Source organism: Streptomyces sp. CBMA156, from assembly GCF_014596515.1.
Lineage (GTDB): Bacteria > Actinomycetota > Actinomycetes > Streptomycetales > Streptomycetaceae > Kitasatospora.
This window is the reverse complement of sequence record NZ_MSJQ01000259.1, coordinates 1-17,115: the sequence shown is the minus strand read 5'-3', so window position 1 is coordinate 17,115 and position 17,115 is coordinate 1. Positions and strand designations below refer to the sequence as shown.

Genomic DNA, 17,115 nt, shown 5'->3' with positions numbered 1-17,115 from the left:
AGGCTGCTCGGCACGGCCCCCACCGCCACGGCGCTGGCCGAGGTGCACCCCTGGCGCCTGGCCGCGGCGGTCACCGAACTCGGCGCCGCGCTGCCGGAGCACCTGGCCCGCTGGGGCCGACTGGCGCACAGCGGCATCGCCACCGTCCCGGTGGTCGACGGCGAGGTGCTGCCCGGGTCCCCGTGGTCGGCGCTCGGCGACGGCGTCGAGCTGCTGGCCGGTCACACCCGGGACGAGTTCCGCCTGTTCAGCGTCCTCAGCGGCCGGCACGGCGGCTTCACCGAGAAGGAGGCACGCCTCGCCCTTGAGCTGTTCGCCCCGGCGCCGGACGGCCCGGACGCCTACCGGACCGCCCTCCCGGGGGCGACCCCCTCCGAACTCCTCGAAGCGGTCTGCTCCGACGCCCTGTTCCGGGTGCCGTCCCTCCGGCTGGCCGAGGCCAACGCGGCGGCCGGCGGCACCTCGTACCTCTTCGAACTCGCCCTGCCCGCCGCCGCCCTCGGCGGCGTCTTCGGCGCCTGCCACAGCCTGGACGTACCGCTCGCCTTCGGCTCCCTGGACAGCCCGACGGCGCGACAGTTCCTCGGCGACCCGCCCGCGCCGGAGGTGGTCCGGGTCTCGGCGGAACTGCGGCAGGCCTGGGTCCGGTTCGCCACCACCGGCGACCCGGGGTGGCCCGCCTTCGATCCGGACGAGCAGCTCACCCGGGTCCTGGACGCCCGCTCCCGGACCGTCCGCTACCCGGAACAGACCGCCCGCCGGATCTGGGCGGGGCACCCGCTCACCGCCTACGACCTGCGCTGACGGCAACACCCGGGCCGGGCGAGCGGTTCGCACGGACGGCACACCCGTACACACCGCTCGCCCGCCCGTCCGGCGAAGCCCACCGTCCGCCGGGCCCCACCGTCCGCCGGGCCCCACCGTCCGGCCGCTACGCCGCCGAGGCGTCCAGCAGCTTCAGCAGCTCGGTGGCCACCAGGGCCGAGGAGGCCGGGTTCTGACCGGTCACCAGGTTGCGGTCGACCTCCACATGCGGCGCCCAGGGCTCGCCCTCCTCGAAGTCCACGCCGATCCCGGCCAGCCGGTCCTGGAGCAGCCAGGGCGCCCGGTCGGCCAGGCCGGCCTGGGTCTCCTCGGCGTTGGTGAAGCCGGTCACCCGGTACCCGGTGAAGGGCGACCCGCCGTCCGCGGTCCGTGCGGCGAGCAGCGCCGCCGGGCCGTGGCAGACCACCCCGAGCGGGCGCCCGGAGGCCAGCGCCCGGGTGAGCAGCCGGCCGGAGTCGGCGTCGACCGCCAGGTCCTCCATCGGACCGTGACCGCCGGGGTAGTACACGACGTCGTAGTCGGCCGGGTCCACCTCGGCCAGCACCAGCGGCTGCCGGAACTCGGCGATCTTCTCCACCTCCTCGGCCATCGCCGGGTCGGTCAGGCTGGCCCGGTCCGCGACCGGGACGACGCCGCCCGGGGTGGCGGCGGTGACCCGGTGGCCGGCCTCGGTGAAGGCGCGGTACGGGACGACCGCCTCCTCCGCCCAGAAGCCGGTCGGGTGCGCGGTGCCGTCGTTCAGGGTCCAGGACCTCGAACCGGTCAGGACGAACAGGATGTCGGCCATGGGTGATGCCTCCAGGGGTGCCGCGGTCTGTGCCGCGACGGCCCGCCGCGGCGCTCACGGCGTCGACGCTAGACGCGCCCGGCCCGCGGGGACCAATGGGCCACGCGATACGGGACATCGGGATTCCGATACCTCACCCGGACCGGTCGGACCGGGCGACGCACCGACCGTCGAACCGGCCGACGACCTCACCTTCCGGCCCGTCGTCGAGCCATCGGAATCCCGTAGGCTCACCGGCATGAGCGATCGGCCGGCCACCGGCTCGGGCCCCCTGGACCTCAACCAGCTGCGCACCTTCCTCGCCGTGCACCGCGCGGGCTCCTTCACCGCGGCCGCGCACCTGCTGGGCCTGTCCCAGTCCACGGTGACCGCGCAGATCCGGGCACTGGAGCAGCGGCTCGGCCGGGAGCTGTTCGAACGGCGGGCGCGCGGGGTCAGCCCGCTGCCGTACGCCGACGACCTCGCCGCCCGGCTGTCCGGGCCGCTGGACCGGCTCGCCGGGCTCGCCGACGGGCGCGGCGGGGGCGTGCCGGAGCCGGTGCACCTCGCCGGGCCGGCCGAGTTCCTCGGCACCGTGCTGCTGGCGGAGCTGGCCCCGCTGGTCGCCGGGGGGGTCCAGCTGCGGGTGAGCAGCGGGCTGACCGACCCGCTGCTGGCGGAACTGCGCGCCGGGCGGCACGACCTGGTGGTCGCCACCCGGCGCCCGCGCGGCCGGACGCTGCTCGCCGAACCGCTGGCCGACGAGGAGTTCGTCCTGGTCGCGGCCCCGGTCTGGGCCGAGCGGCTGGCCGGCCGGGAACTGCCCGACGCGCTGGCCGAGGTCCCGCTGCTCAGTTACGCCGAGGACCTGCCGATCGCCCGCCGCTACTGGCGGCACGTCTTCGGCCGGCGGCTGCACACCCGGGCGGCGGTCACCGTGCCGGACCTGCGGGCGGTGCTCGCGGCGGTGACCGCGGGCGCGGGCTGGAGCGTGCTGCCCGGCTACCTGTGCCGGGCCGAACTCGCCTCCGGGGCACTGCGGTTGTTGCACGAGCCGGCCGATCCGCCGATCAACACCGCCTACCTGGTCCGCCGCCCGGCCGGCTCGGCCAACCCGCACGTCGGCCTGGTCCGCGAGCGCCTGCTGGCCACCGCCCGTAGCTGGAACTGACCACCGCGGCGCGCCCCTGCGTCAGACCGCCAGGTCCCGCCGCTCCAGCAGCCGGAAGGCCGCGGCCAGCCCGAGCAGCCCCACCCCGATCAGCACCCCGAAGGACGCCCACGGCACCCCGCCGTGGCCGAGCACGTCGCCGGGCGCGTAGTAGTGGAACGGGCTGAGGTAGCGCAGCGGCCTGGCCGGGGACCAGGCCAGCGCGACGAAGTTGAGCGCGAAGCCGACCGCGCCGAAGGCGACGGCCGCGCCGATCACGTGGGCCCGCCGCCGGCTGAGCGCGGAGACCGCCAGCACCGGTCCGGTCAGGCAGAACGCGAGGGCGCAGCCGAGCAGTCCGGCGGTGAGCACCGCGGTCACCGGGACGGCCTCGCGCAGTTTCGCGGAGAACGCCACCCCGAGCGCGAGGGTGAGCGTGGCGGCGGCGTTGAGCAGCACCGTGGCGGCGACCAGGGCGCCGGCCCGTTCGGCGAGCAGCCGGCGGCGGGAGACCGGGCGGGTCATCAGCAGCTCGATGGTGCCGGACTCGACGTCGGCCGCGACGGCGGCGGCGCCGAGCGAGCCGATCACGGTGAGCTGGAGGGCGATCCAGAACGGGTGGGTGAGTCCGGCGCCGAGCAGGCCCGGGTAGCTGGCGATGGAGACGTCGCCGTTGGAGCCGCTGAAGGCCCGGAAGGCACCGGGCGGGTTGCGGCGTTCGGCGCCGAACAGGTCGCCGGGCGGGATGGTCCCGGCGATCACCACGATCAGGGTCTCGAAGACGACCATGCCGAGCAGCAGGGAGAGCAGCATCCGGCGCCGCCGGTGCAGGGCGAGCCAGACCAGCGGGAGGCGGCGGTTGACGGTGCCCGGGTTCACGGCCGCTCCTCCTGGTCAGGGCGGCCGTCTTCCTGGTCAGGCCGGCCGTCTTCGTCCGTACGGCCTTCGGTGCCGACCGAGCGGTAGAGGTCGAGGAAGGCCTCGTCCAGGCCCGCCTCCTCCACCGTCAGGTCGGTCACCGACTGCTCGGCGAGCAGCGTGCGCACCGCCCCGACCACCTCGTCCGGCGGCACCAGCAGTTCGACCCGCGGGCCGTCCCAGCGCGGTGCCCAGCGCTCGGCGGCACCGAGCGGCCTGGCGCCCCGCCCGTCGGCGAGGAGCAGCCGGACCCGGCGAGCCCGGGCCTGGCGCAGTCCGGCCACCGAGCGGACGGTCACCAGCCGGCCTTGGCGGACGATGGCGACCCGGCCGCAGGTCCGCTGCACCTCGGGCAGCACGTGGCTGGAGAGCAGGACGGTCCGCCCGGCCGCGGTCTCCTCGGCGAGCAGTTCGTAGAAGGTCTCCTGGACCAGCGGGTCGAGCCCCTCGCTCGGCTCGTCCAGCACCACCACGGGGGGCCGGTGCTGGAACGCCTGGACGAGCCCGAGCTTCTGCTTCATGCCCCGCGAGTACTCCCCCACCGGGCGCGCCAGGTCGGCCCGGGAGAGCTTCAGCCGCCCGCACAGCTCGCCCTGGCGCGGCACCGGGGCTCCCTGGAGGGCGGCGAGCAGGTCGAGGGTCTGCTGCCCGGTGAGTTCGGGGTAGAGCCGCAGTTCGCCCGGCAGGTAGCCGATCGAGGGGGCGAGCCGGCCGTGGTCGGCCACCGGGTCGAGGCCGAGCACCCGCACCTGCCCGTCGCTGGGGCCGAGCAGGCCGACCAGGCAGCGCAGCGTGGTGGTCTTCCCCGCACCGTTGGGGCCGAGCAGGCCGAAGACCTCGCCGGCCTCGACCGAGACGTCCAGCTCTTCGATGCCGACCGTGCTGCCGTAGCGCTTGGTGAGCGAGCGCAGTTCGATCACCGGGCCGTCGCCGGGGCCCCGGCGGTCCACGGCTGCGTCGGGGTTCCCCGGCATGACCACCTCCTGTGACGGCTGGCGCTCCCGTGCGGGCCGCGCCCCTGCGAGCGATGCGTCCGCGATGCGTCCGATGCGCATCCAAGCGTGCCCGGGCGGGCGAGTCGAGGGACGCGCCCGGGCCGCCCCGAGGCTCACCCCTTGCAGACGCCCAACGGCACCAGCCGGGCGACCTGCCGGGCGAGCCCGGCGGCCTCGGTGACGGCGGCCACCGCGTCGACGTCCTTGTACGCCTCGGGCGTCTCCTCCGCCAGTGCCCGCCAGGAGGCCGGGCGCACCGCGATGCCCCTGGCCTCCAGATCGCGCTTCAGTTCCTCCCCGCGCACGGTGCGCAGCGCCTGGTGGCGGCTCAGCAGCCGCCCGGCGCCGTGGCAGGCGGAGCGGAAGGCCTCGTTGCCGGGCAGGCCGACCATGACGTACGAGGCGGTGCCCATGGTGCCCGGCACCAGCACCGGCTGCCCGGCCTCCGTCAGGTCGGCGGGCAGCTCGGGGTCGCCGGGCGGCAGTGCCCGGGTGGCGCCCTTGCGGTGCACGCACAGCGTCCGGGGCACTCCGTCCACCTCGTGGGTCTCCAGCTTGGCGAGGTTGTGCGAGACGTCGTAGACCAGCTCCAGTCCGACGCCGAGCGCGGTGGCGAAGGCGCGGCGGGCCGCTTCGGAGAGCAGTTGCCGGTTGGCCCGGCCGTAGTTGGCGGCGGCGGTCATGGCGCCCAGGTAGGCGCGGCCGCGCGGGGAGTCGACCGGGGTGCAGGCGAGCTGGCGGTCGGGGAGCTCGATCCGGTGGTGGTGCAGTTCGCGGTCCATGGCGCGGACGTGGTCGGTGCAGATCTGGTGGCCGAGGCCACGCGAGCCGCAGTGGATCATGACGCAGACCTGTCCGGGCCGCAGTCCGAAGGCGGCGGCGGTCGCCGGGTCGTGGATCCGGTCGACGGCCTGCACCTCCAGGAAGTGGTTGGCCGAGCCGAGGCTGCCGACCTGGTGCAGCCCGCGCTCGACGGCCCGGGTGCTCACCTCGCCGGGGGCCGCGCCCGGCAGCACGCCGCCGTCCTCGCAGCGCTCCAGGTCGCGGGGTACGCCGTGGCCGTGCTCGACGGCGTACCGGGCGCCGCCGAGCAGGAGGTCGTCCAGTTCCTCCGATCCGGAAAGCTGCCACAGGCCGCCCCGGCCCAGCCCGCGCGGGACGGTGCGGTCCAGCAGGTCCATCAGGCGCCCGATCCGCTCCGGGCCGAGTTCGTCCCGGCCGACGCCGGCCGCCAGCAGCCGCACCCCGCAGGAGATGTCGAAGCCCACTCCGCCGGGCGAGACCACCCCGCCCCGCTCGACGTCGGTGGCGGCGACCCCGCCGATCGGGAAGCCGTAGCCCCAGTGCACGTCGGGCATCGCGTAGGAGGCGCGGACGATCCCCGGCAGCGTCGCCACGTTCGCCACCTGCTCCAGCGCCTTGTCCCCGGCGGCCTGCGGCAGCAGCGCGCGGGACGCGAACACCACCCCTGGCACCCGCATCGGCGGGCGCGGCTCGATCCGCCACCGGTACCGGCCCGCCTCGGCCAGTGCGATCTCCACCTCGCTCACCCCGCTCCGCTCTGCCGCTCCCGCCGGCTCGTCCCGCCCGCTCGTCCCGCCGGCCGGCACCGGCGGCTCAGACGTCCACCGTGGCCCGGCAGGTCCAGCCGTCCGGCCCGGCGCTCAGGTCCAGGTCGTGCAGTGAGACGGCCTTGGGCACGGCACCGACCAACGCGGCGGTGGAGGCGTCGGCCATCCGGAAGCGGGCGGTCACCCTGCGGGCGCCGTCCAGGCCCTCGATCGGGCCGATCGCCACCGCGACGGGCAGTTCGCCGTCGGCGTCCATCCGGTAGACGACCTCCTCCAGGACGCCCGCGAGCAGGTCCGGGTCGCTCACCGCGAGGACGGTGCAGGCGCGCTCGCCGACGATCCGCGCGCCGCCGAGGTCGGCGAAGCTGCCGACGACGGCGTGCACCAGTTCGCCGATGCAGCCCTCGGCCGTCGGCGCCCAGGCCTCGACCCGCAGGTCCGCCGTGTGCGGCACGCTCCGGTGGCCGCGTCCGGACCGGCCCGCGGGCTGGTGTCCTGCCACGAGCGACACCTCCCGCACCCGTTGCCGTCTTCCCTCCAGCGTCGTCCCGCGGGCCGCCCGGGGGCAAGTGCGGGTCGGCCCCGCCGGGGCCGACCAGGGGCGGGCCCTCGGCCTCACCGTGGGCCACGACGTCGCCGCAGGCCTGACTCTCGTGGCGCCGCCCGGCCGGACGACAGCCGAGCTCTCCAGGGGGTGTTGGTGGTGGCTTCAGTGCTGGATCAGGCCACCGACCGGGACAGGAGCAACGTGGCCGGTTGCCGGAAGTGTCCGCGCCAAGGCGAGGCCGATGTCGACCAGCGATGACCGACGCAGATCGGCGACATCGGGGATCGGAGTCCAGACCGACTCGGCGATCCCGCCGTTCGGCTCGGGCCGGAGTCGGCCGGCGACGATCCGGACACCGTAGAAGACGCCGACGTTCTGATGCTCGGGTCCGCCGGGGACGGCCCGTTCGGCCGCAGGGATCACCCTTGAATCCACACCCAGCAGACGTTCGACCACCGCCTCGCAGCCGGTCTCCTCAGCCACCTCCCGGACCACGGTGTCGAACGGATCCTCTCCGTGCTCGACCCTGCCGCCCGGAAGAGTCCAGGTGGATTCGCCCTTGGGTGACACGTGACGGGCGATCAACACCTGTCCGTCCTCGATGCACACGGCATACGCCGCCAACCGGAAACTCATCCCCACACCTCACACCTCCCGACGGACCGTATCCCAACCTCCAAGGTCCGAGCACGGGTTGGGCGGCCCTGCCACGGATACGGGGAATGGCGTTCCGGAGCGGCAGGAGCCGGGTGACGTCGTGGCGGCTGCCGCCGGCCGGGGCGATGGCCGGCGGTGTGCCGCGGCCGGATCCGCGGCCGGATCCAGGGCCTTTGAGGACACCGTTCAAGCCGTGGCGTCCGGCGCGGGGCCGTCGGAAGCCGGATTCAGGAAGCGGGGGAGGATCTCTCGGCGGACGGAAGCAGGCAAGGGGTGGTGATCCTCAGGTACATGCGATCCGAGCTGCCGGAGGAGGACGCCGTCGCGGAGTACCGGCGGTTGGGATGGAAGGCGTCGACGAGTGCGTCCGGCTTGCTGTCCACGGTCTCGCGGTAGCCCTTCACCGTCAGGCCCTCGCCGGCCAGCATGTCGCGGATCTTCCTGACCGCCTCCGGGTGCTGTGCCCTTGGCACCTGGCTCTTCACGCTGTACATCAGGATGTACCGGTCGTCGGAGGCGGTTTCACCCTCCTTGCCGGTACACGGGGAGAAGAACGCGTCGACGGTCGCCGGGTCGGTCTCGATTCCGGCGGTCCGGGCCATGTGCTCGGTGATCTGCTGCGCCCAGGCCTGGGCGTCGGTCTTGGATTTCACGGGTGGTGTGTCGCTTCTGTTGGCGGGGTGGGCGGATGAGCATCCGCCGAGCGCCGCGAGCAGGAGCGCGGTGGCGATGATTCGCCTGGGGGTACGGGACGCGCTGGCAGTCATGGTGGTCCTGATTCGGCGGTCGGTTGGGCCGGCTGCGCGCGGGGGCGTCACTTCAGGTATCGAGGGGCGAGTGTCGGCTGGCGATACTGTGCCCCATCAGGGTCAGGTAGCTTCAGGAAAGGGCCTGGGTCCTGGCCCCGAGGGAGGCCAGGTAGGCGGCGGTCAGCTCCGGGGTGGCCAGCCAGGCCGCGTGGTCGCTCGGCTCGGCGTAGGTGTTGGCGAGCCGGCGGCCGACCTCCGGGTGCTCGGCGGCGGCCGCGAACACGCCTTGGAGGTGGTCCGGCACGTTCAGCATGGCGGCCGTGAACTCCACGCTGTGGCGGGCCTGTTGCTGCCAGAACCGTTCGGCGGTGCGGCACATCCAGTCGGCCGTGAAGGGGGCGTCGCCGTGCTCGACGATCGCCCGGCGGTAGGCCTCGGCCGCCCGGGCCGCGTTGTTGGCGCCCTGCCCGGTGATCGGGTCGGTGACCACCACCGCGTCGCCGAGGCCCAGCACGTGGACGGCGTCCACTCCGGAGCCCAGCTCCGCCACCGGGTGCCGGACCACCGGGGTGACCGCGCCGGACAGCCCGGCCCCGGCGTCCGTCGGCTCGGCCGCCGTCCACAGCTCCGCCTCCCAGGGCAGGTACTCGGCCAACAGCTCCCGGATCCTGGCCAGGTGGACGTCCGGCGGCGGGGCGTCGCCGAACGCGTCCAGCGGGCCGCCGGGCAGTGCCTCCCAGAGCAGGATGTCGCAGGGCCCCGAGAGGGTGAGCGCCGGTTGCAGGTACAGCTCACCGAGGCCGGGCAGGGCGTTCATCCGGGCCTGCGGCCCGGCGGCCGGATCGGGCGAGGCGACGCCGTGCGCGTACAGGCAGGACAGCGACCGCTGCGGCCGGTCGAAGGGCGAGCGGGCGGCGTCGCGGGCGAAGACCCCGGACAGTGCGCCGCGCCCGGCCGCGACCACGGTCAGCTCGTGCCGGCGGGCCAGCTCGTGCAGCCCTTCGCGGTCCAGGGCGCGGTACTCGATCTCGCCACCGCGCTCGGCCAGCAGCTCCAGCCAGCCGGCCAGCTTGAGCCGCTGGTCCACCGACTGGGCGGGCTCGTCCAGCGTCATAGTGTACTCCAGCGCCCGTACGCCCGGGGGCGCCGCCAGCACCGCCGCCACCGAGGAGACGGCCGGTGCCCGGTCCGCCCAGAGGTCCAGCCCGGCCGCCGCCTCGATCCGCAGCGCCGGGCCGAACATCGCCTGGGTGGAGAGCACCCGGCCGCCGCGCAGCTGCTCCGGGGTGCGCTCGGCGACCAGCGTCACCCGGCACCCGTCCGCCACCAGCCCGAGCGCGAGCTGGAGGCCCGCCTGGCCCGCTCCGACGACGGCGATCCGGCGCACATGTCCTCCTGGGGTTCCGCTGACTGTCCGTCAACCAGGCACAGTAGTCGAGCGGCCACGCTCCGGTCACCGGTGCGGACACATCCGTTCGACGGACGGCCGGGTGGTCGGCGGCCAGGTGGCCGGCCGGAGCGCCCGCCCGTACCGGCTCAGCGGCTCTGGCTGGATGGCGGCTACGTCAATGCCGTCGATGCCGGTCTGGTGGGCCGGGGGCCGCGCACGAAGGCCTGGAGGTCGTCGCGGTGCCCCGCGACGCGGATGTGAAAGGGTCCCGGGTACTGCCCCGCAGGTGGGCGGTGGAGCGGACATTCGCCTGACTGGGACGGTACGGACGGTTGGCACGGGATGACGGGCGCGAGACCGCGCACGCCGAAGCGATGACCGAGGTCGCCATGATCCGCCTCATGGCCGCCCGCCTCGCCGGCGAGGCGATCGAACCGCGCGGCCCCATCGAGACCGAAGCAGCCCGCCGCCTCGCCGACGACCTCAAGAACGAGTGACTACCCAGTCACCCGGCGCCTTCTCAGTCGAGGCGACGCCAGTTGATCCATGAGCCGTTGTCGTTGCGGGTGATCTCGTACAGGTGGCCGTCAGCCCAGCGGGCGCGGAAGTCCAGGGTGCCGGAGCCGTCGACGTACAGCCGGATCTCGCTCGCGAGGTCGCCCCCGAACGAGACCCAGTCGCTGAGGACGCCCGACGGGCTGATCCACCGCACCCACATGGCGTTGTCGGTCCCGACCGCGAAGACGTGGTCGACGCCGTTGATGGTGTAGTAGAGGGGGTCACCCAGCGCGCCGCCGCACTTGACCGGGCCGCCGGCCACGTCGAGGGACCTCACCTCGATCTTGGTGGTGCTGCAGTGGACGCGGGGGAACTTCGCGGGGACGGCCTGTGCCGCCGTCGCGGTGGCGACCGCGCCGCCCAGCGTCGCGCTCAGGAGTGCCATCGCGACGGCGGCGGTCTTCTTGATCCTCATCATCCGTATCTCCTCGGTGGTGGTGGTCAAGCACTACTGACCATTCGACGCGCTGTCGTCCCCACCCGGTTCAGTCCCGTCCGCAGGACCGTCCGCTCCTGCCCCGTCGGCACGGCGGCCGAGGCTGCGGGTCCCGGCCGTCGGCCGCCCGCACCCGCTCGCGCGGGGCATCGTGAACGGCTCGCACGAACACGTACACATGGTGGTGATCTTCGCAGTCGAGGCGCCCGCGAAGATCACCATCCGAAAGTCACCCCACGCGGTTGGTCAATCACCCGACACTCCCTCAGCCGCGCAGGTGAGCGGTGAGCACCCGCACCACGGCCTCGGTCTCGTCGGCCAGGTAGAAGTGCCCGCCAGGGAAGACCCGCAGGTCGAAGGCGCCGGTGGTGTGCCCCTCCCACAGGGAGACCTGCTCGATGGTGGCGTTCGGGTCGTCGTCCCCCGCCAGGGCGGTGATCGGCAGCGACACGGTCGCGTCCGGGGCGCAGCGGTAGGTCTCGATGGCCGTGTAGTCGGCCCGCAGGCTCGGCAGGATCATGTCGCGCAGCTCGGGGAAGGCGAGGATCTGCTCGTCGGTGCCGCCGAGTTCGATCATCTTGGCGAGCAGTTCCCCGTCCGGCAGCCGGTGCATCCGGCTCTCCCGGGGCACCGAGGGCGCGCGGACGGCCGAGACGAACAGCCGGTCGGGCCCCCGTACGCCGTCACGCTCGAAGCACCGGGCCGTCTCGAAGGCGACGGCGGCGCCCATGCTGTGCCCGAAGAAGGCGAGCGGCAGGTCCGTCCAGTCCCGCAGTTCCCGGTAGAGCTGCTCGGCGAGCCCGGTCACCGAGTCGATCGTCGGCTCGCCGATGCGGTTCTGCCGGCCCGGGTACTGGACGGCGAGCACGTCGGCGTGCGGCGCCAGGGCGTTGGAGTACTCCAGGTAGTAGCTGGCCGAGCCGCCGGCGTGCGGGAAGATCACGACCCGGGCGGGCGCGGAGTCGGACGGGTTGAACCGGCGGAACCACGGATTGTCGACGGCGGCGCTGGGCATGCGGGGTGTGACCTCTCTCCGTGGCGGACTCTGCTGGCCCCAGTCTGGCAGTGCCGGGAGTGGCGGCGGGGGCGTTCCGGCGATCATGGCCCTTGGTCGGCCGGTTTCCGCCGGTGCCCGCCCGGCTCGGCCCGGCCCGCCGGCCCGAAGCGCACCGTCGTCGCGCGGGAGCGGGAGACGGCGTCGAGCAGCAGCACCGAGGAGGCCTCCGGTGTCGGCATCGGCCCGCCGGAGCGCACGTGCCGGGTGAAGGCGGCCAACAGGCGCTCCAGGCCTCGGCGGTGGCGGGCGAAGACCCGGGTGGAGGCGTGCCGGCCGCGCGCCCGCTGCCCGTCCAGCGCGGTGGCGGCGCCGACGTCCAGCAGCACCAGGTGCAGTTGCCGGCCCCGGCGTCCCGCCTCCCTGGCCAGCCAGCGCCGCATCCAGGCGCGGCTGCCGCAGTCGTGCACCAGCAGCGGACCGCCGCCGCGCACCGAGGCGCGCAGCAGCCGGAAGTGCTCCAGCCGGGCCCACGGCCGGTATACGGCGTACGGCAGGGCCGCGGGCATCACGGCTTCGCAGGCCTCGTGCGCCGTCCGCGGGTCCACGGCCCTGACGGCCGCCCCGGACCAGCGCCGCAGCAGTGTGCTCTTCCCGGCTCCCGGCAGTCCCGACACGACCACGACGGCGTCGGCCGGGTAGGCGGTGACGAACCCCGCCCCGGCCTCGCCCCGCAGGTCGACCACGCCGCTCGGCACCACGACCGCATCCACCCCGCTGCCCACCCGCCCGAGCCTCCGTTCACTTCCGCCCGGGAACCCTAACAACAGCGTCCGACGGTCCGCCCGCCCCGGCCGCGTCCGGGCCCGGGCCCAGCGGTGCCCGGGTGGCCCGGATCGACCGCGGGGCATTCCTGGGGCCGGGGATCCACTACGCTGACGGACCGTCAGACAGGAGGCGGGCCATGGCGGAGACGGGTCCGACGTACACCGGGCTGGTCCTGGACGGGCTGGCGCGCGATCCCGGCCGGGTGGCGATCCGGTTCGGGGACGGCACGTGGACCGGGCAGCGGTGCCTGGACCTGGTCCACCGCGCCGCCCGGGCGCTGGAGCGGGCCGGGCTCGGGCGCGGGGACGGGGTGACGGTGCTGGCCGGCAACCGGCCGGAGGCGCTGCTGGTACGGCTGGCCGCGAACCAGTTGGGCTGCCGGGTGGCGCTGCCGTTCCCGGACGGGCCGGTCGCGGAGCAGGTGGCGCTGGCGGCGTTCGCCGGGACCTCGGCACTGGTCTACGACCCGCTCCGGTGCGCGGCGGCGGCCGACGGGATCGCCCGGGCCGTGCCCTCGGCCGCCCTGTTCTCCCTGGGCCCGTCGCCGCTCGGGCCCGGGGCGGACCTCCTGGACCTCGCCGCCGGCTGCTCCCCGGCCCCGCTCGAACCCCGGTACCGGCCGGAGGACGTGATGGCGGTGCGGTTCACCGGCGGGACCACCGGGCGCCCGAAGGGGGTGCTGCGCCGCTTCGCCCGGCCGCCGCGCCCGCCGCTGCTGTCCGGCTCGGTCTTCCTGCTCTGCACCCCGCTCTGCCACGGCGGCGGCACCACGGCCGACCTGGCGCTGGCGGCCGGCGGCACGGTGGTACTGCACGACGGGTTCGACGCCGGGGCCGTCCTGGCGGCGGTGGAGCGGCACCGGGTGTCCCGGATGTACCTGCCGCCGCACCTGCTCTACCGGCTGCTGGACCACCCGCTGCTGCCGTCGACCGACACCGGCAGCCTGCGCCGGGTCGGCTACACCGGCTGCGCGCCCTCGCCGCGGCGGCTGGCCGAGGCGACCCGGCGGCTGGGCCGGGTGCTGCACCAGACCTACAGCCTGACGGAGTGCGGGCCGGTCACCCGGCTGGGCCCGGACGAGCACCTGTCCCCGAGGCTGCTGACCACCGCCGGCCGCCCGTACCCGGACACCGGTCTGCGGGTCGTGGACGAGGACGGCGCCGAGCTGCCGCCGGGGGCGACCGGGGAGATCCGCGTCCGCACGCCGACGGCGATGGCCGGCTACTGGCGCGACCCGGAGCTGACCGAACGGGTGCTCAGGGACGGCTGGCTGCACACCGGCGACCTGGGCAGTGTGGACGCGACCGGCTATCTGACGGTGGCCGGGCGCCGGGACCCGATGGCCGTCGTCGAGGGGCACAATGTGTTCCCCCGCGAGATCGAAGAGCCGCTGCGCGGCCACCCCGAGGTGCGCGAGGCGGTGATGTTCACGACCGCCGACCCGGACCGGCTGGAACGGGTGCACGCCGCGGTCGCCCTCGTCCCCGGCTCCCGGCTGACGGCCGGACAGCTGCACCGCTGGGGCCGTGAGCACGGCCTCGGGCGCCGCGCCCCGGACACCCTCCTGCTGCTGCCCGTGATCCCGCTGAACGGCCTCGGCAAGCCGGACCTCGACGCCCTGCGGGCCCAGCTGGACGACGGGATCGGACGGGCCGCCACCGCAGGGGCGCGCGAAGAGGTGTGACGCGCCCCACGAGTGCTTCAAGCGCCCACGCGGGCGACCTCTCGTGCGCCACCCGGCGGGAAGAACCGTCCGTGGGCACTCGATCGTGCGGCCCGATCTGCCGATACATCCACGGCGGCGATGTGCACGCCGGTGCGGGCCGCACCGTCCCCCAGGAGGCACTCCCTTGACCTGGCTTCGCGTCCTGACCGCACTGGGCATCCTCGCCGTGGCGGCCAGTGCCCTGATCGTCTTCGCCCTCTGCACCGCCACCTCCCGCGGCGAGCGCGCCGCGGAGGAGGCACCGCCCGACCTCCGCTCCGACGCGGAGGGCAGCGGCCTCTTCCAGCGGATGGGCGGCGACGGCTGACCGGCCCCGGTGGCGGGCACCGGCTCCCGGTGTTCGGGAGGCGACGGCCGCCTCCCGGACACCGGTCCACCGTCGGAGCGCTCCGGTCAGTGCCCGGCGATGTCGTCCGGCCGGACCTCGATGTGGTCGGCCGCGAGGTCGACCGCCACCCGGTGCTCCATGCCGAGCGACTCCAGGAACTTCACCGGCAGCTGCACCCTGCCGCCGCGGTCCAGCATCACGTACTCGCGCTCGTTCACCGACTCCTCGCCGTGCTCGTCCGTCACCGTGCGGCGCAGCACCTCGCTGGCGGTCCGCCCGTCCCGGATGGCGACCGTGCGGCGGACCTCGCCCGCGACCATCGGGTCGTGGGTGACGATCACGACGGTGGCGCCCAGTTCGCGGTTGACGGTGCGGAAGGACTCGAAGATGATCCCGGCCGTCTCCGAGTCCAGCTCACCGGTGGGCTCGTCGGCGAGCAGCACCGGCGGGTTGTTGGCCATCGCCACCGCGATCGCCACCCGCTGCTGCTGGCCGCCGGAGAGCTCGTTGGGCTTGCGGTGGGCGAGTTCGCCGATCTCTAGGGCCTCCATCAGCTCGGCCACCCTGGCCGCCTGCTGCCTGGCGCCGCCGGCAACCGAGCGGCGGCCGCGCAACTGCATCGGCAGGGCGATGTTCTCGGCCGCCGTCAGGAAGGGCAGCAGGTTGCGGGCGGTCTGCTGCCAGATGAAGCCGACCACCTCGCGCCGGTAGCGCAGCCGCTCCTTGACGGACATCTCCAGCAGGTCGCAGCCCGCCACCGTGGCGGTGCCCGCGGTCGGCACGTCCAGCCCGGCGAGGATCGTGAGCAGCGTGGACTTGCCACTGCCCGAGGCCCCGACCAGGGCGACCAGGTCGCCCTGGCGGATGGTCAGTTCCAGGCCCTGGAGCGCCTGGACCTCCACCCCCTCGGCGCTGAAGATCCGCACCAGCCGGTCGCAGACGATGGCCGCTCCCTCGCCGTACGCCTTGGGCGAAGCGGCGGCGAGGGCCCGCTGCTGGAGCTCCTGGAGGCTGGGGGCCTCGACGACCGTCCGCTCCTGGGGAGTGCTCATCACCGCTCGTCTCCTGTCTCGACTGACTGCTTCATCGCACCGCTCTCCACTGTCCCCGCGGCCCGTGCCGCTGTCACGGCCCGTACCCCGCTCCCGGCCGGTCCCGGCGTGCCCGCCGCTGCACCGGCCGCTGTTCCCGGCCTCATTGCCGCTCCCCCGCCCTCAGTTCGGTGGCGATCTGGCGCCGGCCGGCGACCAGCGTCTCCAGCACCACCCCGAGGCAGACCACCAGGGTCAGGCCGACGGTGGGCAGCAGCACCGGCACCACCGCGGGTGCCAGGGTGTCGCCGACCGGGGCGCCGACCAGCGCCGAGAGGTCGAAGGCGCTCCCGATCAGGGCGACCGCGGCGAGGGCGACGAGCCCACCGCCGAATGCCGCCGCCAGCGTCTGCGGCAGCGCCTCGGCGATGATCAGCGCCAGGCCCTGCCGGGGCCGCAGGCCCATGGTGCGCAGCCGGGCGAGCACGGCCGTGCGGTCCGGCGCGGCCCGCATCAGCGTCAGCAGCACGGCGAGCAGGGCGAACCCGGCGGCGGCGAGGCCCGCGAACCAGAACAGCCGCCCCGCGGCGCGCTGCACCGGGTCGTCGGCGAGTGCGGCGACGGTCTCGCTGCTGCTGTGCACCACGTAGCCGGGGGGCAGGCCCGCGGTGCTCTTCCCCGCCGCCCTGGCCTCGTCGGCGATCAGCTTGGCGAGGCCCGTCGCCTGGTTGCCGGTACCGATGCCGCGCTCCATCAGCAGGGCGCGGACCTGCGCCGGGTCGACGTCGCCGACCGCGAACCACTTGTTCACCTGGTTCGCCCGCTTGAGTTCCGGCAGGTGCTCCGCGGCGGGGCCTGCCGGCACCACGACGAAGGGCTTGCCGGGGTCCGGCAACGCGGGCGTGGCCGCGACGACCCCGGCGACGCTGGTGGTCATCTGGCTGCCGCTGGGCGTGCGCACCTGCGGCGCGCCCGCGCTCAGGTGCTCGGCCAGGTCCCGGCTGAACAGCGCCGGCACCGGGTCGTCCTTGCCGCCCTGCCCCGCCAGCTTGGCCGGGTCGTACCCGCCGACCCCGGCGGTGCGGGAGATCTCCGCGTAGGCGTTCGGTTCGACCACCACCAGGATGGCGTCGGTGGTGCCCCGGTCGGCGCCGATGAAGGTGGCCCGCTCCTGGATCCAGGCACCGGTCGCGGCCCGGACGCCGGGCAGTTCGCCGGCCGCCTTGGTGAAGGCCTCCGGCAGGGTCGCGTAGACCGGGATGCCGACGGACACGTCACCGCCGGTGGCAATGCGCGCGGCCCGTGTCCTGGAGTGCTCCACCGTGTCGAGCACGGTGGCGCCGAAGCCGGTGGCCGTGACGGCGATCAGCAGGGCGAGCAGCGGCAGCGCGGAGGGGCGGCGCCGGCCCGAGTTGTCGCGGGCGGCGCGCACCAGACCGAGGAAGCCGATCAGCCCGCGGCCGCGGCCGGCGAGTGCGGCCAGCCAGCCGACCACGAGCGGTTCGATCCTGGCCAGCACCAGGCCGCCGGAGACGGCGAGCAGCAGCGGGGCGGCCACCAGCAGCGGGTCGACGCCGTCGCCGGCCTGGCCGACGCCCCGGCGGCGGACCTCGGCCACCGCCGCGGCGGTCACGGCCAGCACGGAG

Annotated in this window: 16 protein-coding genes and 2 pseudogenes; 5 read left to right on the top strand and 13 right to left on the bottom strand. The window is 74.9% G+C overall.

Annotated features, from left to right (window positions below):
• The coding region (locus BU198_RS21695; protein ID WP_188298531.1) for a carboxylesterase family protein at positions 1 to 804 on the top strand (804 nt) is incomplete at its 5' end.
• Positions 805 to 931: 127 nt separating this feature from the next.
• Here the strand turns inward: BU198_RS21695 and BU198_RS21690 are convergent.
• Complete coding sequence (locus BU198_RS21690) at positions 932 to 1,612, bottom strand: type 1 glutamine amidotransferase domain-containing protein (RefSeq protein WP_188298530.1); 681 nt, start codon at positions 1,610 to 1,612, stop codon at positions 932 to 934.
• 238 nt (positions 1,613 to 1,850) lie between these two features.
• On the opposite strand from BU198_RS21690, the gene BU198_RS21685 reads away from it, so the two are divergent.
• Positions 1,851 to 2,762, top strand: coding sequence for a LysR family transcriptional regulator (locus tag BU198_RS21685; protein WP_188298529.1), 912 nt, complete (start codon positions 1,851 to 1,853; stop codon positions 2,760 to 2,762).
• 21 nt (positions 2,763 to 2,783) lie between these two features.
• Here BU198_RS21685 and BU198_RS21680 read toward each other — a convergent pair whose 3' ends face one another.
• From BU198_RS21680 to BU198_RS21650, 7 genes are all read right to left on the bottom strand, one after another.
• On the bottom strand, positions 2,784 to 3,620 hold the full coding sequence (locus tag BU198_RS21680; protein ID WP_188298528.1) for an ABC transporter permease subunit: 837 nt from the start codon (positions 3,618 to 3,620) through the stop codon (positions 2,784 to 2,786).
• Positions 3,617 to 4,633 (bottom strand): ABC transporter ATP-binding protein, encoded by a 1,017-nt coding sequence (locus tag BU198_RS21675; RefSeq protein WP_188298527.1) that lies wholly within the window; start codon positions 4,631 to 4,633, stop codon positions 3,617 to 3,619. Before BU198_RS21675 ends, BU198_RS21680 begins: the two co-directional genes overlap by 4 nt.
• A 134-nt stretch (positions 4,634 to 4,767) precedes the next feature.
• Positions 4,768 to 6,195 carry an RtcB family protein gene (locus BU198_RS21670; protein ID WP_317620242.1) on the bottom strand — a complete coding sequence of 476 codons (1,428 nt, stop codon included), beginning with the start codon at positions 6,193 to 6,195 and terminating at the stop codon, positions 4,768 to 4,770.
• 76 nt (positions 6,196 to 6,271) lie between these two features.
• Positions 6,272 to 6,727: an archease gene (locus BU198_RS21665; protein ID WP_188298526.1), complete on the bottom strand. Its 456-nt coding sequence runs from the start codon at positions 6,725 to 6,727 to the stop codon at positions 6,272 to 6,274.
• A 207-nt stretch (positions 6,728 to 6,934) separates the two neighbouring features.
• A complete protein-coding gene (locus tag BU198_RS21660) occupies positions 6,935 to 7,408 on the bottom strand; it encodes an NUDIX hydrolase (protein ID WP_188298525.1) in 474 nt (157 codons plus the stop codon).
• A gap of 248 nt (positions 7,409 to 7,656) precedes the next feature.
• A complete protein-coding gene (locus BU198_RS21655) occupies positions 7,657 to 8,082 on the bottom strand; it encodes a hypothetical protein (protein WP_188298524.1) in 426 nt (141 codons plus the stop codon).
• A gap of 226 nt (positions 8,083 to 8,308) precedes the next feature.
• Positions 8,309 to 9,565: a styrene monooxygenase/indole monooxygenase family protein gene (locus tag BU198_RS21650; protein ID WP_188298523.1), complete on the bottom strand. Its 1,257-nt coding sequence runs from the start codon at positions 9,563 to 9,565 to the stop codon at positions 8,309 to 8,311.
• Positions 9,566 to 9,721: 156 nt separating this feature from the next.
• On the opposite strand from BU198_RS21650, the pseudogene BU198_RS21645 reads away from it, so the two are divergent.
• A pseudogene (locus BU198_RS21645) lies at positions 9,722 to 10,065 on the top strand (IS5/IS1182 family transposase); the annotation flags it as partial.
• Positions 10,066 to 10,088: 23 nt separating this feature from the next.
• On the opposite strand, the gene BU198_RS21640 reads toward BU198_RS21645, so the two are convergent.
• From BU198_RS21640 to BU198_RS21630, 3 genes are all read right to left on the bottom strand, one after another.
• Complete coding sequence (locus BU198_RS21640; RefSeq protein WP_188298522.1) at positions 10,089 to 10,571, bottom strand: hypothetical protein; 483 nt, start codon at positions 10,569 to 10,571, stop codon at positions 10,089 to 10,091.
• A gap of 256 nt (positions 10,572 to 10,827) precedes the next feature.
• Entirely contained in the window at positions 10,828 to 11,577 is a 750-nt protein-coding gene (locus BU198_RS21635) for a thioesterase II family protein (protein WP_188298521.1), read from the bottom strand.
• 83 nt (positions 11,578 to 11,660) lie between these two features.
• Positions 11,661 to 12,341 (bottom strand): AAA family ATPase, encoded by a 681-nt coding sequence (locus BU198_RS21630; RefSeq protein WP_411293219.1) that lies wholly within the window; start codon positions 12,339 to 12,341, stop codon positions 11,661 to 11,663.
• A 179-nt stretch (positions 12,342 to 12,520) separates the two neighbouring features.
• Here BU198_RS21630 and BU198_RS21625 point away from each other — a divergent pair, with 179 nt between their 5' ends.
• Together BU198_RS21625 and BU198_RS21620 are read left to right on the top strand one after the other, a co-directional pair.
• Entirely contained in the window at positions 12,521 to 14,068 is a 1,548-nt protein-coding gene (locus BU198_RS21625; RefSeq protein ID WP_188298519.1) for an AMP-binding protein, read from the top strand.
• Between the two features lie 166 nt (positions 14,069 to 14,234).
• Positions 14,235 to 14,417, top strand: a complete 183-nt coding sequence (locus BU198_RS21620) for a hypothetical protein (RefSeq protein WP_188298518.1) — start codon at positions 14,235 to 14,237, stop codon at positions 14,415 to 14,417.
• An 86-nt stretch (positions 14,418 to 14,503) separates the two neighbouring features.
• Here the strand turns inward: BU198_RS21620 and BU198_RS21615 are convergent, their stop codons facing one another.
• Together BU198_RS21615 and BU198_RS21610 are read right to left on the bottom strand one after the other, a co-directional pair.
• Positions 14,504 to 15,490 carry an ABC transporter ATP-binding protein gene (locus tag BU198_RS21615; RefSeq protein WP_188298517.1) on the bottom strand — a complete coding sequence of 329 codons (987 nt, stop codon included), beginning with the start codon at positions 15,488 to 15,490 and terminating at the stop codon, positions 14,504 to 14,506.
• 142 nt (positions 15,491 to 15,632) lie between these two features.
• Positions 15,633 to 17,115, bottom strand: a pseudogene (locus tag BU198_RS21610) (hypothetical protein); the annotation flags it as partial.